Source organism: Brevibacterium album DSM 18261, from assembly GCF_000426445.1.
Lineage (GTDB): Bacteria > Actinomycetota > Actinomycetes > Actinomycetales > Brevibacteriaceae > Brevibacterium > Brevibacterium album.
This window is the reverse complement of record NZ_AUFJ01000009.1, coordinates 157713-172219: the sequence shown is the minus strand read 5'-3', so window position 1 is coordinate 172219 and position 14507 is coordinate 157713. Positions and strand designations below refer to the sequence as shown.

Here is a 14507-nt window from a genome sequence, read left to right as displayed (position 1 = left end):
GGCCCCTGCACATGACGCCTGCGCACGGGTCGCTCAGCACGGCCGGTGCGCAGGCGTCGCTTGTTCTCGGGATCGCGGGAGAGCCCGGCGCAGTGCGGCCGGGGACGGCGGGCGATGCGGTCGAGGCCTGCGTGCGGTGCGAGCGCTGCCCGTGGAGGTGCGAGCACAGCCTGTGGAGGTGCGAGCGGCGTCCGAGGGCAGCGCCGAGCGGAGTGACGGAAGGCGGGACTCCGTCCGCTTGTCGTCCTGAACGGCGTTCAGGTAATGTTCGGGGCGTTGCTGAACGGTGTTCAGGTCGTGTGTGAGCCGCCGGTGACCGAACACCTGCCCCCGAAAGAAGGACGAGGTCCGAGATGACGACGACCCCCGAATCCTCCCGCGCATTCGCCGAGGTGCAGGAGGCTGCCGCGGCGCAGGAGGCTGCCGCGGCCTCCGCGGCAGGGGCTCCGCGCACGCCCCGTCTGCGCGCCGCCGACACCGCTTTCATCGCCGTCTTCGCCGCCCTCACCGCGGCACTCGCCGCGGTCCCCGGCATCCCCACCGGCGGGGCGGTGCCCATCACTCTGCAGACCGTCGGCATCGCCCTGTGCGGAATGGTGCTGGGCCCCGGCCGCGGTGTCCTCGCCGCGCTGCTGTACGTCGCCCTCGGTCTCCTCGGGCTGCCGATCTTCTCGAACTTCTCCGGCGGGCTGGGGGTGCTGGCCGGGGGCTCGGCGGGCTATGTGCTGTCGTTCCCGCTCTACGCGCTGCTGTGCGGGCTGGTCGTGCGCTGGGCGGTGCGCCGGTTCTCCGGCTGGCGCCTGTGGGCCTTCGCGGCGGTGGGCGGACTGCTCGGCAGCTTCCTCACCAACCACCCCGGCGGCATCCTCGGCATGTCGCTCAATCTCGACCTGACCCTGCAGCAGGCCCTGTTCGCGGACATGGCGTTCTGGCCCGGGGACGTCGTCAAGAATCTGCTCGCGGCTGCGCTCGCCGTCACGGTGCACCGGGCCTTCCCGTCCCTCCTGGTCCGCCGCCGATGAGCCCTCACTCCGCCTCGGCGGCCTCGGGCGTGGTGTTCGATTCCGTCTCCGTGGGTGTGGAGGAGCAGATCCCCGGGGGCCGACCGGGTGACGTCCGGCTGCGACCCGTCCTCGCGGACATCTCCTGCACCCTCGCGGAGCCCACGATCAGCATCGTCGGTGCGAACGGCTCGGGGAAGTCCACGCTCCTGCAGCTGGTGAACGGACTGGTCCCGGCGGATGCGGGCACCGTCTCCGTCGACGGGCTGGACGTCGCCGCGCGCGGGCCGGAGGTGCGCCGGCGCGTGGGCTTCGTCTTCACCGATCCCGCCGCCCAGCTGGTCATGCCCACGCCCCTCGAGGACGTCGAACTCTCGCTCCGGCGCAGCGTGAAGGGGCGGAGGGAGAGGCGGGAGAAGGCGCTCGCGGTCCTCGAGGAACTCGACGTGGCCGACCTCGCCGAGCGCAGCGTCTACGAGCTCTCCGGCGGGCAGCGGCAGCTCGTGGCGCTCGCGGCGGTGCTCGCGGTCGATCCGGCCGTCCTCGTGCTGGATGAGCCCACCACGCTGCTCGACCTCGCCAACCGCGAACTGCTGCGGGGTCTGCTCGCGGATCTCGTGGCCCGGCGAGGCGTGCGCCTCATCATCTCGACGCACGACCTCGAGTTCGCCGCCGACTCCCGGCGCAGCCTGTGCATCGCCGAGGGCCGGATCGCCGCGGACGGTGCTCCGGCCGAGGTCATCGCCGCCTATCGCGAGATCGTGCTGGGCGCGAGTGCGGGCGCGCCCAGCCGAACAGCCCCCGGCGCGGCGGGAGACCGGCCGTGAGGCAGCGCCAGCAGTTCCTCGGCCGCATGGTCCCCGGCGACGGCTGGATGCACCGCCTGCGTCCGGGATGGAAGCTGGGCGGTGTCGCGGCGCTGAGCGTCGTCGTCCTGCTGTTCCGGGCCGCAGGGGTGAACGCGGTCCTCCTCGCAGTCGTCCTGCTGGCCGCGGTCACGGCGCGGGTGCCGCTTCGGAATGCGCTCGCACCGCTGCTGCGCATCTGGTTCGTCTTCGCGGCGGTGGCGCTCATCCACCTGGTGCTCACAGACTGGGAGACCGGCCTGCGAGTGGCTTCGACGATCGCGGTCTGCCTGCTCGCGGCCTCCCTGCTCATGCTCACGACCTCCGTCGCGCAGCTCCTGACGGTGTTCCGGACGCTCGCGGCGCCCCTGCGGTGGGTGGGCGCGGACCCGGAGAGGGTCGGCCTCGCGGCAGCGCTCATGGTCCGCAGCCTGCCGGTGGTCGCGGATCTGGCGCGCGTCTCGGGGGACTCCGCCCGCGCCCGAGGCCTCGAACGGAACCTGCGCGCCCGCACCGTCCCGCTCGTGCTGGGGGCGGTGAAGCACGCGCAGGACACCGGTCGCGCACTGGAGGCCCGCGGCCTGGAGTGAGGCTGCGTCGACCCTGCTGCCCGTTCTCCCAGCCGGCCACGGGAGCCTCGTCCTGCCCGCTCTCCCTCACCACGCTCCCACTGGTTGAGCGCTAACTGTCGGATCGGGAGGCTGAAACCGACAGGAAGTGCTCACTCGGCGTTCTGGGCAGGCTCAGCGCTGGCCGGCGGCCTCCGCGAGCGACCAGCGGCCCGTGACGGGTGCGGCAGGCGATTCGATGGCCGCGGCGTAGTGGCCGCGCAGCTGCGAGCACACGCTCCGCCATGAGCGGCCCAGCACGGCTGCGCGCGCCGCGGCGCCGAAGGCCCTGCGCTTGGCGGCATCGCCTGCGAGATCCTGCACGTGGGCGCGCAGGCCGGCCAGATCACCGGGGCGGTACAGCCAGCCGGTGCGGGAGGAGTCGACGAGGTCGAGCGGCCCGCCGCGGGCCGGGGCGACGACGGGCACGCCGGAGGCCATCGACTCCTGGATCGTCTGGCAGAACGTCTCGAACTCGCCCGGCGCGACCATGATGTCGAAGCTCGCGACGGCCTGCGCGAGCGCCTCCCCGCCCAGGAACCCCGTGAAGTGCGCCTGCGGCAGCAGCCGCTCCAGCCTCGCGCGGCGCGGTCCCTCGCCCACGATCACGAGGCGGACGTGCGGCAGGTCCGCGAGCACGCGCAGGTCCTCGACCTGCTTCTCCGCGGCGAGGCGGCCCACATAGCCGACCACCACCTCGGGCCCCGCGCCCTGCTCCGACACCCCCAGGCGTGCGCGGAGGCGCAGCGAGCGACGGCGCGGATCGAAGCGCGAGGCGTCGACGCCCCGAGCCCACAGCCGCACGTCCTCGACCCCCAGCGAGGTGAGCTGGTCCATCGCGTAGGAGGAGGGGGCCAGCGTGAGCGAGGCGCGGCGGTGGAGCGCTCGCACATGCCCCCACAGCGCCGACTCGAGGCCGAGCATTCCGTAGCGGGCGGCGTAGGCGGGCACCTCGGTCTGGTACACGGCGACGGTGGGCAGGCCCAGCTCCTGCGCGGCGAGGACCCCGCGCCAGCCCAGCACGAACGGCGAGGCGAGGTGGACGACGTCCGGGGCGAAGCCCGCGAGCAGCCTCCGGACCCGCGGCACCCCGCCGGGGGAGACGCGCACGGAGCGGTAGGAGGGAACAGCGAACCCCGGGACCCGGATCACGGGGAAGCCCGAGACCTCGTGCGGTCCGCTGCGGCGGGTGCCGGGGGCGATGACGACGGCCTCGTCCCCGTGCTCGGCCGCATGGTCGAGCACGCGGAGCAGGCTGTGGGTGACACCATTCATCTGGGGCAGGAACGACTCTGCGACGACTGCGATTCTCACAGCCTCCAGTGGACCGCGCCGAGGTGAAGTCCGTACGCGCACACAGGTGACGAGCAGGGCAATTCCGCCTGACCGGCCGGTGACTGTGTATCCTGCCAGTGCCCGTGCGGACGGGCACCGCGGCGGACCGCGTCCGCGCACGGGCTATCGAGACTGCGGGGCATCGGCGCAGGCGCGGAAGGGGACACGTCAATGGGCTGGGTGCTGGGTGCTGTGCTGCTCGCCGGGCTGGGGGCGCTGGGCTGGGCGCTCACCGTCCGGTTCAACCAGCTGTCCATGAATCGGAGTCTCACGGACGAGGCCCGGCGCCAGTACGTCTACGCCTGCCGGTCCCGCCACGGCCTCGTGCCCACCTATGCCGTCGCCGCCCGCGAGGTGCTCGGCGATGTCGTCGAGACGCACCGGCTCGAGGGCGCGGCGCGCGCCGCGCAGCAGCCCGCGGTGCACAGGGGCCCGGCCGAGTACCGCCTCACCCTCTGCATCGCCGAGGTGGCGGCCCGGATCCGCGCGGAGGCCTCGGATCCGCAGCGCAGCGCCACCGCCTCGCGCGCGCTCGCCTATGACCTCGTGCGTCAGCTGCGGATACAGGAGACGCACATCGGTGCGGCTGTTCGCCACCACAACAGCAGCGTGCAGGCCTATGAGGACAGGCGCATCCTGGCGGGATCGCTCCCGTGGCGGTGGATCTTCCGGCCCGTCCCGGGGATCGACTACGCCCCTGCCGAGGACGAGCGCGATCCGGAGCCGTCCGTCTCGGACCCCGAGGCCGCCTTCCCCGGCAGCGAGAACTACCGTCCCGGCCGTGTGAGCGAGGACCTGTGAGCCGGACGCAGCACTCGTCGGGGGAGCACACACAGGGAGAGGCGGCGATGGGGGAGCAGAGGACCGGGGAGCGCGAACGGGCGCGGGCGGCGCAGGCCGAGACCGCCGTGCCCGGGGACGGCTCTGAGCCCGCCGAGGCCGTGCATCGCTTCCGCCTCGACCTCGGCTATGCCGGAGGCGGCTTCCACGGCTGGGCGGCGCAGCCGGGCCTGCGCACCGTCCAGGGCGTGTTCGAGGACGCACTCGAGCGGATCTGCGGAATGCGCGTGCGCACCGTCGTCGCCGGCCGCACGGATGCGGGTGTGCACGCGCGGCGCCAGGTGGTGCACCTCGATCTGCCGGAGTCGGCACTGCTCAGGCTCGCCGGGGGACGGGCGCCTGCGGCAGCCCCGCAGGCGACGGGGACGCGGCAGACGACCGTGCAGTCGGGCGCACCGGCCGCGCCGGAAGGCGACGCGGCCGATCCGCGGGGGCGCACCTCCTCGTGCGACCGCGCCTCGGACACCCCTGCGCGCGGCCGCCGTCGGGGTCCCCGCACTCCCGCCGAGGCGCTGGTGAGCCGGCTGCGCGGTGTGCTCGCGCACCTCGACGCACCGGATGTGGAGGTGCACGGCGCGCAGGAGGTGCCGGCCGAGTTCGATGCGCGCTTCTCCGCGATCTGGCGGCGCTACTCCTACCGGATCGCCGATGCCTCGGCGTTCCGGGATCCGCTGTCGGCAGGCCACACCGTGCGCCTGCGGACGGAGCTGGATGCCGACGCCATGGCGCAGGCCGCTCGGCAGGTCCTCGGGCTCCACGACTTCCTGCCGTTCTGCAAGCCGCGCCCGGGGTCCACGACCATCCGCACCCTGCAGTCGTGCGAGGTGGAGCGGGATGCCGACGGGGTGCTCACGGTCGGTCTGCGGGCCGATGCCTTCTGCCACCACATGGTCCGCGCGCTCGTCGGGGCGCTGGTGAAGGTGGGCCAGGGCGCCTGGGCCGTCACCGAACCTGCGGTGCAGCTGGCCCGGGCGGAGGGCGGGGCGGACCGGGACGCGCTCGCGCCCATGCACCTCATGCCCGCGCACGGACTGGTGCTCGAGGAGGTCGGCTATCCCGAGGACGCGGCCGGCTGGGCGCGCCAGGCCGAGTCCGCCCGCAAGCGCAGGAGCGCCGAGGAGCTTGCCGGCTGAGCGGACTTCTCTCCGCACGGGGCTGTGCCGAGCGGATATTCACGGTATGTTCAGGTGCGTACAGCATTCCTGAAGCTTCCGCTCAGGACAATGACAGCTGAGACGCACTCATGCCTGATTCGAGGATGGACCATGACGACCCTTTCCCTGCGCGGCGCCGTCGCCGGCGTCGCGGCAGCGGGCCTGCTGCTGCCGCTCGGCGCGCTGCCCGCTCTTGCGACTCCCCAGCTCGGCACCGGCGAGGCCGTGCACACGGCCCCGGCTCAGGGAGACGGGGCCGAGGGCTCCGACGGCGGTGCTTCCGGCCTCGGCGGCTCGGACGGGGCCCAGCCCTCCTCTGCTCCCGCCGAGCAGGCGGAGCCCGGCGCGCCCGAGGCGGCCTCGGCGGAGCCCGGCACGCGGGTCCAGCTGCTAGGCATCACCGACTTCCACGGCCGCATCGCCGAGGCCGGTGTCGCGACGGCGAGCGTGGTCGAGCGCGAGCGCGCCGCATTCGACGGCGAGACGGTCTTCCTCTCCACGGGCGACGACATCGGCGCCTCGCCCTATGTCTCCTCCTCGCAGCAGGACGGGCCGACCCTCGACGTCCTGAACGCTCTGGGGCTGGACGCCGCGGCCGTGGGCAACCACGAGTTCGACCGCGGCTTCGACGATCTCGTCGACCGGGTGATCCCCGCCTCCGACTTCTCGCACCTGGGTGCCAATGTGTACGCGAAGGGCACGGAGAGCCTCGCACGCGGCATGCAGGCCTACGACGTCATCGAGGCCGGCGAGGCGAAGGTGGCCGTCATCGGCGTCGTCACGCGTGAGACGGCTTCACTGGTGAGCCCCTCCGGGATCGCCGAGATCGAGTTCGGCGAGCCGACGCCGGCGATCAACCGCGCGGTGGCAGAGCTCGCACAGCTGCCCGAGGACGAGCAGCCGGATCTCACGGTCGTCTCGGCGCACGCCGGTCCCGCGGACGTCTCCAGCCTCGACGCGGCGCTGGCCTCGGGTGAGGAGTTCGCCTCCATCGTCACCGAGTCCGATGCCTCTGTCGATGCGCTGTTCTTCGGCCACACCCACCTCCCCGCGAACTTCATGGCTCCCGTCCCCGGTGAGGCCGGGCGCGAGCGTCCCGTCGTTCAGGCGGGCAGCTACGGCGAGGTCGTGGGCCAGCTGATCCTCGAGAGCGAGGGCGACGGGGACTGGACCGTCGACGAGGCGGCACTGCTCGACACGGAGGACGCCTCCTTCGACTCGCCCGCGGTGGACGAGGTCGCCCGGATCGTCACCGAGGCGGAGGAGACCGCCCGCGAGCTGGGCTCCGAGGTCAGTGGCCGGATCACCGAGGACATCACCCGCGCCTTCGACGAGCAGGGCAATGAGGACCGCGGTGCCGAGTCGGCTCTGGGGAACCTCGTCGCCGATGCCCTCAAGGAGGGTGTCGAGGGCTCGCAGCTGGAGGAGGCGGACTTCGGCATCACGAATCCCGGCGGCGTGCGGACGGACCTCCTGTACGACGCGATCTACAACGCGGAGGAGCCGGGCGAGGTCACGGTCGCCGAGCTCAACGCCGTGCTGCCCTTCGCCAACGATCACGGCGTCGTCACGCTCACCGGTGCGGACGTGGTGCGGCTGTTCGAGGAGCAGTGGCAGCCGGAGGGTGCCTCACGCCCGTTCCTCCACCTGGGGGTCTCGGAGGAGGTCGCGGTCGTGCTCGATCCCGAGGCCGACCGCGGCGAGCGCGTCGTCTCCGTCCGGATCGACGGCGAGGAGATCGATCCGGCCGCGGAGTACCGGGTGGCGACGTTGAGCTTCCTCGCCTCGGGCGGGGACAACTTCTCCTCCTTCGCGAACGGCGAATGGGCGCAGTCCGGCCTCACGGACTTCGAGGTCTGGGAGCGGTACTTCGAGCAGCGCGATGAGGTCGCACCGGATCACGAGAAGCGCCAGACGTTGGCCTCGGAGGACGACGGCGACGATGACGGCCGCGACGACGATGGAGGCGACGACGGCCCTGACGACGGCGGGAACGGTGATGACGGTCGCGGCGATGACGACGGCCGGGGTGATGGCGACGGCCGCGGCGGCGATGATGGCCGTGGCGACGGCGGGAGCGGCGACGGCCGCGATGACAGTGCCGGCGGCGATGGCCTGCCCCGCACGGGTGTCGAGCTCGCGGGCGCGCTGGGGCTGGCCTCGGTGCTCGTCATCGCGGGCGGCACCGCACTCGCAGCGTCGAGGCGTCGCAGGACGACCGTCTGAGGCACTGTGGAGCTGAGTGCGCGGCGGGGCCGGGAGGAGCGCGTCCTCCCGGCCCCTTCGCGCCTCCGGCCCCTCCGCCGATGCCGGCGCATCGCACGTACAGAGGCCTCCGCCGCGTCTGCCGCGTTCGGCGGCTTCCGCCGAGGTCGGGAGCCCCGCCGTGTCCGGCCAGCGCCGCCGTGTCCGGTAGCCTCCTGCACATGGGTCTTCAGAAGGTGCTCGTGCTGCTGGCCGTCCTGCTGCTGGTGGTCGGCGGCGTGCTGCGCCGGATCGGCAGGGCGCGTGCGAACCGGCGGGTCACGAGGCTGGGCACGATGGCCCTGCTCGCCCTGCCGGTGTGCATCATCGGATGGTTCGTGCTGCTGGCCTCGCAGGAGCCCGGCTGAGCTGGCTCCGGAACGCCGGCCCGTATCGTCGGTCATCCCCGTTTTCGTCTGCTGTGCGAACGCCTTTCGGGCGGATTCGCGTTCGCACAGCAGACCACAGCTGAGGTGTGAAGCGCAGCGGCACCTGCGTGCCCGGCCGCCCGGCGCAGGCGCGCGCTCAGCGCAGGTTCACGCTCAGCGCTGACGCGCGCTCAGCGCAGAGGCTCCTGCACGCCGGGCTCGCGCACGTCCGGCTCGCGCACGCCCTCCGCGGCGCTCGCTGCCAGCACGGGCACGAGGAAGAGCATGCCCACGGCCGGGACGACGATGCCGGAGTCGTTGATGAAGGTGCCGACCGCGAGCAGCACCGCCAGCGAGATGAGCGCCGGCCGCAGGAGCGGGAGCGCACGGTACTGCTCGGCGAGGCCGGGGATGCGGAAGCGGGCGGGCGAGATCGCCGCCCACAGCACTGCGGCCACGGCGAGCGGCAGCAGGACGGTCATCCAGCTCTGCGTGAGGATGTCCACGTTCATGCCGATCTTCCGCAGGAGCACGGCGCCGGCCTCGCCGGAGAGCAGCGAGTCGAAGAAGCGGCCGAAGTGGGTGCGGTCGGCCGCGGGCCGCAGCCAGTCGAGGAAGAGGACCGCGAGCATGAGCGCGCCCGCCCCGCCGCCGAACACCAGCAGCCGCTTCCAGGACAGCCTGATCCCCGCCGCCGTGAGGGCGAAGACCGCGGTGCCGAGGACGAGCGTCGGCACTGAGCCGAACTTGGTCCCCAGGCCGGGAGCGGCCAGCAGCGCGCACGAGGCCAGGACGGCGGTGACCACGACGGCGGTCGTGAGCCAGCGCCGGCGCCGCTCCGCCGTCCCGGTCAGCCACGAGCATGCGACGCCCAGGAGCACGAGGAGCGCGGTGCAGTAGAGGGCGAGGGCGGAGTTGCCGATCCCGTAGAAGCGGGAGGCGATGAGCAGCGGCTCGCCCAGCATGGTCGACATCTGCAGCCGTGAGCCGGTCGCGACGTCGAAGACGAGCACGCCGAGCGTCACCGCGGAGACGAATGCGATCCTGCCTCCGCGCAGCCGCGTCCACGGACCGAGGAGCGCGAGGGCGGTGAGCACCGTGGCCCAGCCGATCACCCCGCCCAGCATCGCGACGTCCGGGGAGGTCGAGCGCTCCCAGGGCAGGACATTCACGAGATAGGTGGACACGGGAAGCGCGGCGAAGAACAGGCCGCCCACCGTGAGCGGCGTCGAGACGCCCGCTGTCCCCGTGCGTCTCGCGGCCACGACGCCGACGAGGAGCGAGGCGAGCAGGAGCACACCCCAGACGGCGTACATCCAGGCGGAGATGCTCTGCTGCGTGAGCACGGCCGTCTGCCTGTCGAGCATGAGCTGGTGCTTGGGCTGAGCCCCGGCCGGCCCGTCCTCGAAGTGCATGGGCGCGCCGGCGAAGTTCGCGCCGCTCTCGGCGCCGGCCATCGTCAGCAGGGTGGGGGCGAGATCGGAGACCTGGACGAGGCCGGGCTGGCGGGTGGAGGCCGAGGTGAGGAGCTCGGCGCCGTCTGCACCCGACGCGGCACCGGTGGCGTCCGTGCCCGAGAGGACGGCGGTGAACTGCATCCGCGACTCGTCCGTGCGCCCGTCCGCGAGCGAGGCCGCGATCACGGTCGGAGCCTGTCCCTCGACGGCGTCGGCGGCGTCGAGGACCTCGCCCACGGCGGCGTCGAGGTCCGTGACCGAGTGCCCCGGGGCGTAGACGCTGCCGAGGTCCACGAGCACGATCTCTGCCGCGTCCGCCGCGGCGACCACCTGCGTCCCGCGCTCGCCCGACTGTGCCAGGGGCTCCCATGAGCCGGTCCGTCCCGCCGGCGAGGCGGTGCCGATCGCCGCACCGGGGCCGATGCCGCGCACCTTGACGTCCGCGGCCTCGGCGGCCTCCGTGAGCGCCCCCACGGCGGGGGTGTAGTTGTCGGCGGCGGCCTGGGCGAGGTAGATGTCCCAGTCCGGCACCCAGCCGCCGATCGGGTCCGCGAGCACCCGGCAGGTGGGCCGGGGCTCATCGGCGGCGCGGCGACCGGAGGCGACCCCCAGCCAGCCGTCGGCCGCGCAGCTCGTGTCGCGGACGGAGCGCGGCGTCATGGTGCCCACGGAGCCGCCTGCGACCATCCGCCAGAGGTGGGGGGTGCGATCGGGGTCGACGTCCTCGAAGGTGAGCCCGGCGAAGCCCAGCAGGACCACGGGACGGCGCTCGGGATCCTCCGCGGCCCCGCCGTTCGCGGAGGGCTCCGACGGTGCGGCAGCTGCGCCCGGTTCCGCAGGGGAGGCCTGCTCCGCGGGTGCGGCCTGTGCGTGTGACGCGGTGTCCGAGCTCGTCTGTGCACCGCCGACGGATGCGGCCGAGGCCGGGACCAGCGCCGAGGCCGGCCCGCCCGTCGCCGTGAGCGCGAGGAGCGCGATGAGCACGGCCGTGACGGCGAGGTGCCAGGCCCGCCTCATTCCCCGGCCCCCGGGTGCGTGGTCGCGGAGCGTGACTCCCGGCCGGGGGAGGGCTCGGCCTCGCGGACGGACTGTGCGTGACCGCGCGTCGAACGCTCGCCTCCGTGGCCGGAGCGCGCCTCCGCGTCCGCGAGGCCGGCCGCGGCGCTGCCCTCCGGAGGCGATCCGGTGCCGGCCTCGGGACGGCGGAGCGCGTCCTCCTCCTCGCGCTGGGCGGCGTCGAGGCTCATGACGACGAGGAGCGGCACGAGCATCATCGCGCCCGTGGCCGGGACCGCGATGCCGGAATCGGTGATGACGAGGCCCACCGCGAGCGCGAGGACGGCGGAGAGGAAGCCGGCGTGGACCTGCGGGTTCTCGAGCGCCTCGGGCAGACGTCCGGTCCAGGGGCGCGCGAGGGGCGCCGTGCGCGGGTGCCTGCGGAGGTAGGCGAGGGCGAAGAGGACGATGAGGACGCCCAGGGGGACGACGAGCGCGAGGCCGGGGTTGATCACCGCGATCCGGAGGTTGGCCTCGAGCTTGCGGCCGATGACGTCGAACAGCTGGCCGTCGAGCGCCTGGGCGAAGAAGTTGCCGAAGTGCGAGCGCTCCTGCGGCGGGCGGAGGTAGTCGAGCCCGGCCACGCCCACGATGACGGCGAGGGCGCCCACCCCGACGACGGCGAGCCTGAGGATGCTCACCCGGATGCGGAAGAGCGCGAGGAGGAGCACGGTGAAGCCCACGAGTGCGGCGACGGTGCCGCCGAACTTCGCCCCCCACGCCGGATTGCCGAGCACGATGACGCTCGCGGCGGCCCAGAGCGCGGTGAGCGCGCGTGCCCAGCCGGCCCGGCCCGCGGAGAAGAGCCGGGCGGCCGTGAGGCCGAGGCCCAGCAGAGAGGCGACGAGGAACAGGGCGGCACCCTGGTTGCCGAGCCCGTAGAAGCGGCCGGCGACGATGGGGTTGTAGCCCATGAGCGAGTTGAACTGCAGGCGCGAGCCCAGCGCCACGTCCGCGACGAGCACGACCGCGCTGAGCGCGCACACCGCAGCGATCCGGCCCGCCCAGGTGCGCCGCCAGGGACCGGCGACGGCCGCAGCGAGGAGCACGAGGACGGCGGCCGCGATGGAGCCGGCGAGCGCCATCGCGGGATCGGGAGCACGGCCCCAGGGGAGCAGGCCTGCGAGGAAGCTCGCAACGGGCAGGAGCGCGAGCGCGAAGCACGCCCAGGCGGTCGCGGTGCGCCAGCCGGTCAGCGGGATCGCCGGCGGTGAGGCGGCGACGGCGGCAGCGGGCCTCAGGGATGCGGCTCGGGCCTGCGCGCGGGCGCTGCGCCGGCGCAGGGCGGCCGCGACGGGGCGTGCGAACACGACGGCCGCGAAGAGGAAGAGCGCGTAGAACAGGACGTCGAGGACGATGCCGAAGGTCTGCGCGTGCGTGTGGACGGTCGCGGCCTTGCGCGCATCGGCGACGAGCGTGTCGATGCGGCTCTGCGCCGTGGCGGCGCCGGACTGCTGAGCGACGGTGCCCGTCTGCACAGCGACGGCACCGGCCTGCGCAGCCTCCTGCTCCGCCGAGGCGCCCTCCGGTGCGGCCAGGAGGCCGTCCTCCGCGGTCGAGGTGTCGACGGAGAGCGCTGCGGGCGAGGTGCCCTCGGCCTCGAGCCCGGCGGCGCGCAGCGCACCCGGGAGCACATCGGTGAGCTGTGTGAGTCCCGGCTGCCGGGTGGAGCTGGAGGCGAGCGTGCCCGGGGGATAGGAGGGGCCCTGCGCGAGCAGGGCGCGCAGGCGCGAGGGATAGGCGGCGTCTCCCACGCCGGCCACGATGACGTCGCGGTCCTCGGGCACGGCCTCGAGGACGAGTCCCACACGGGCGTCGAGCTCCTGGATCTGGGCCGACCGCAGCGAGCCGAGCGTGCTCTCCGACCAGATGGCGGAGGCCGCGGGGTCCCACAGCGGGTCGGCGGCCGTGCCCGCGTCCACGAGGGTCAGCGGGCACGCGGTGAGCTGAGCGGTCCTCGCCTCCCGTGTGCCGAGCGCCGGGTTCTCGGGGCCCGAGGCGTCGGCCCGGTCGCCGGCGGACGACTCGGGGCCGTCCCCGATGCCGAGGAAGGTGTGCAGGGGCATCCAGCGGTCCACGCTGCCGTCCGGGTCCGCGGCGGCGAGGGCCGCGCCCGTGCCCACGGCGGCGGTGCACCAGGCGGCCGCGGGCTCGCCCTCGCCCGGGGCAGGGCTCTCCGGGTCCGTGCCGTCGGCGGAGGCGGAGTCATCGGGATCGGCGTCGCCGTCGGGGGAGGCATCGGGTGCGGCCGCGCGTGCGAACGCTCCGGGAGCGGCGGAGTAGCCCGCCCCGTCGTTCGCGTCCTGCACGCGGTGGTACTCGGAGAACTGCGCCGGGGCGAACCCCGCCGGCATCGGTCCCGCCGCGCGCCCGGTCTCGGGGGAGGAGCCGGCACCGGCCGAGGCCGCCTCGTCGCCCGAGGCCGCCTCGGCGTCCTCCGCGCTCGCCTCGGCGAGCTCCGGCGACGGCTCGAGCATCCGCGGGCAGGCGCGGTCGAGGAACAGCGGGTGCTGCCATGCCGGAGTGAGGTCCACCCCGTACATGCGGGCGCCCGCGCCCATGCTCAGCCAGCCGGACGCCGCGCACGTGGCCGGTGTGAGAGTGCGCACGCTGAGGTTGCCCACGGCGCCGCCTGCGACCATGCTCCAGAGGTGCGGTGTCCGCTCGGGGGAGAGGTCCTCGAGGGCGAGCCCGGAGGCGCCCACGACCACCGCGCCCGCCGACTCGGCGGTGCCGTCGGCTGCCGGGGCGGCTTCCGGGTCGGCAGCCTGTGCAGCGCCGGTCGCGGGATCCTGCGGGGAGGCCGCCCAGGCGTGTGCGGGCAGGGCGAGGCCGAGGACGCAGGCGAGGGCCGCGAGCGCGGCGAGCAGACGGGCGAACACCGTACAAGCCTACCGGCGCGTCCTTGGCGGAGCCTGGACCGCGGTTTGCCCCGGATGCGCGGCATGCGGTAGATTTGAGCGTCGTTGCCGCGTCAACACGTTCTTACCGCTGGGCCTCTAGTCGCGTTGCAGGCTTGCAAGCGGGTCTTCCGTGTCTGAGAGCGCAGCTACTTAAGGTACGGCCTGTTCGTTCCCCTTCGACTCACGACCGGAGGGTGCGAGTGTGTGCAGGTCAACAACAGACGAATGTAAGAAGGCAACTTTGCGTACGTACACTCCGAAGCCCGGCGATGTCCAGCGCCAGTGGCATGTCATCGACGCCACTGATGTGGTCCTCGGTCGTCTTGCCTCGCAGGCGGCTCGCCTGCTCCGCGGCAAGCACAAGGTGACCTTCGCGCCTCACATCGACACGGGTGACTTCGTGATCATCGTGAACGCGGACAAGGTCGCGCTGACCGGCGCCAAGCTCGAGCAGAAGCGGGCCTACCGCCACTCGAACTACCCCGGCGGCCTCAAGAGCGTCAACTATGCCGAGCTCCTCGCGACGCGCCCCGAGCGCGCCGTGGAGAAGGCAATCGCCGGCATGATCCCCAAGAATCGCCTCGGTCGGGCGCAGATGCACAAGCTCAAGGTCTACGCAGGCCCCGAGCACCCGCACAGCGCTCAGAACCCCCAGCCCTTCGAGCTGAACCAGGTCGCGCAGTAAGCGCGCCGGCA

At 73.5% G+C, this 14507-nt stretch carries 11 protein-coding genes; 8 read left to right on the top strand and 3 right to left on the bottom strand.

What is annotated here, in order from left to right; genetic code table 11:
• Window positions 1-353: 353 nt before the first annotated feature.
• From K318_RS0100875 to K318_RS0100865, 3 genes are read left to right on the top strand one after another with little or no spacing between them, the layout of a single operon-like run.
• Window positions 354-1022, top strand: a complete 669-nt coding sequence (locus K318_RS0100875) for a biotin transporter BioY (RefSeq protein WP_051297295.1) — start codon at window positions 354-356, stop codon at window positions 1020-1022.
• Window positions 1019-1828 (top strand): energy-coupling factor ABC transporter ATP-binding protein, encoded by an 810-nt coding sequence (locus K318_RS0100870; protein WP_029088069.1) that lies wholly within the window; start codon window positions 1019-1021, stop codon window positions 1826-1828. Before K318_RS0100875 ends, K318_RS0100870 begins: the two co-directional genes overlap by 4 nt.
• Entirely contained in the window at window positions 1825-2436 is a 612-nt protein-coding gene (locus tag K318_RS0100865; RefSeq protein WP_029088068.1) for an energy-coupling factor transporter transmembrane component T family protein, read from the top strand. The genes K318_RS0100870 and K318_RS0100865 overlap by 4 nt, the downstream gene beginning before the upstream one ends.
• Window positions 2437-2589: 153 nt before the next feature.
• On the opposite strand, the gene K318_RS0100860 is transcribed toward K318_RS0100865, so the two are convergent.
• Window positions 2590-3768 (bottom strand): glycosyltransferase family 4 protein, encoded by a 1179-nt coding sequence (locus K318_RS0100860; protein WP_029088067.1) that lies wholly within the window; start codon window positions 3766-3768, stop codon window positions 2590-2592.
• A 192-nt stretch (window positions 3769-3960) separates the two neighbouring features.
• On the opposite strand from K318_RS0100860, the gene K318_RS0100855 reads away from it, so the two are divergent.
• From K318_RS0100855 to K318_RS0100840, 4 genes are all read left to right on the top strand, one after another.
• Complete coding sequence (locus K318_RS0100855) at window positions 3961-4590, top strand: hypothetical protein (RefSeq protein WP_029088066.1); 630 nt, start codon at window positions 3961-3963, stop codon at window positions 4588-4590.
• A 47-nt stretch (window positions 4591-4637) separates the two neighbouring features.
• Window positions 4638-5762: a tRNA pseudouridine synthase A gene (locus K318_RS0100850; protein WP_084499468.1), complete on the top strand. Its 1125-nt coding sequence runs from the start codon at window positions 4638-4640 to the stop codon at window positions 5760-5762.
• A gap of 132 nt (window positions 5763-5894) precedes the next feature.
• Entirely contained in the window at window positions 5895-8009 is a 2115-nt protein-coding gene (locus tag K318_RS0100845) for a bifunctional metallophosphatase/5'-nucleotidase (RefSeq protein WP_029088064.1), read from the top strand.
• Window positions 8010-8209: 200 nt separating this feature from the next.
• A complete protein-coding gene (locus K318_RS0100840) occupies window positions 8210-8395 on the top strand; it encodes a hypothetical protein (protein WP_029088063.1) in 186 nt (61 codons plus the stop codon).
• A 191-nt stretch (window positions 8396-8586) separates the two neighbouring features.
• Here K318_RS0100840 and K318_RS18420 read toward each other — a convergent pair whose 3' ends face one another.
• Together K318_RS18420 and K318_RS0100830 are read right to left on the bottom strand one after the other, a co-directional pair.
• Window positions 8587-10869, bottom strand: coding sequence for a hypothetical protein (locus K318_RS18420; protein ID WP_035280136.1), 2283 nt, complete (start codon window positions 10867-10869; stop codon window positions 8587-8589).
• Window positions 10866-13790, bottom strand: coding sequence for a hypothetical protein (locus tag K318_RS0100830; protein WP_029088062.1), 2925 nt, complete (start codon window positions 13788-13790; stop codon window positions 10866-10868). Before K318_RS0100830 ends, K318_RS18420 begins: the two co-directional genes overlap by 4 nt.
• Before the next feature lie 262 nt (window positions 13791-14052).
• Between K318_RS0100830 and rplM the strand changes: the two genes are divergently transcribed.
• Window positions 14053-14496, top strand: a complete 444-nt coding sequence (gene rplM, locus K318_RS0100825) for a 50S ribosomal protein L13 (protein ID WP_029088061.1) — start codon at window positions 14053-14055, stop codon at window positions 14494-14496.
• Window positions 14497-14507: the final 11 nt, after the last annotated feature.

What these genes read in the sequence shown, in the direction of transcription:
- K318_RS0100875 (WP_051297295.1), top strand. Translation starts at nt 354, where the DNA reads ATGACGACGACCCCCGAATCCTCCCGCGCATTCGCCGAGGTGCAGGAG.
- K318_RS0100870 (WP_029088069.1), top strand. Translation starts at nt 1,019, where the DNA reads ATGAGCCCTCACTCCGCCTCGGCGGCCTCGGGCGTGGTGTTCGATTCC.
- K318_RS0100850 (WP_084499468.1), top strand. Translation starts at nt 4,638, where the DNA reads ATGGGGGAGCAGAGGACCGGGGAGCGCGAACGGGCGCGGGCGGCGCAG.
- K318_RS18420 (WP_035280136.1), bottom strand. Translation starts at nt 10,869, where the DNA reads ATGAGGCGGGCCTGGCACCTCGCCGTCACGGCCGTGCTCATCGCGCTC.
- K318_RS0100845 (WP_029088064.1), top strand. Translation starts at nt 5,895, where the DNA reads ATGACGACCCTTTCCCTGCGCGGCGCCGTCGCCGGCGTCGCGGCAGCG.
- K318_RS0100840 (WP_029088063.1), top strand. Translation starts at nt 8,210, where the DNA reads ATGGGTCTTCAGAAGGTGCTCGTGCTGCTGGCCGTCCTGCTGCTGGTG.
- K318_RS0100855 (WP_029088066.1), top strand. Translation starts at nt 3,961, where the DNA reads ATGGGCTGGGTGCTGGGTGCTGTGCTGCTCGCCGGGCTGGGGGCGCTG.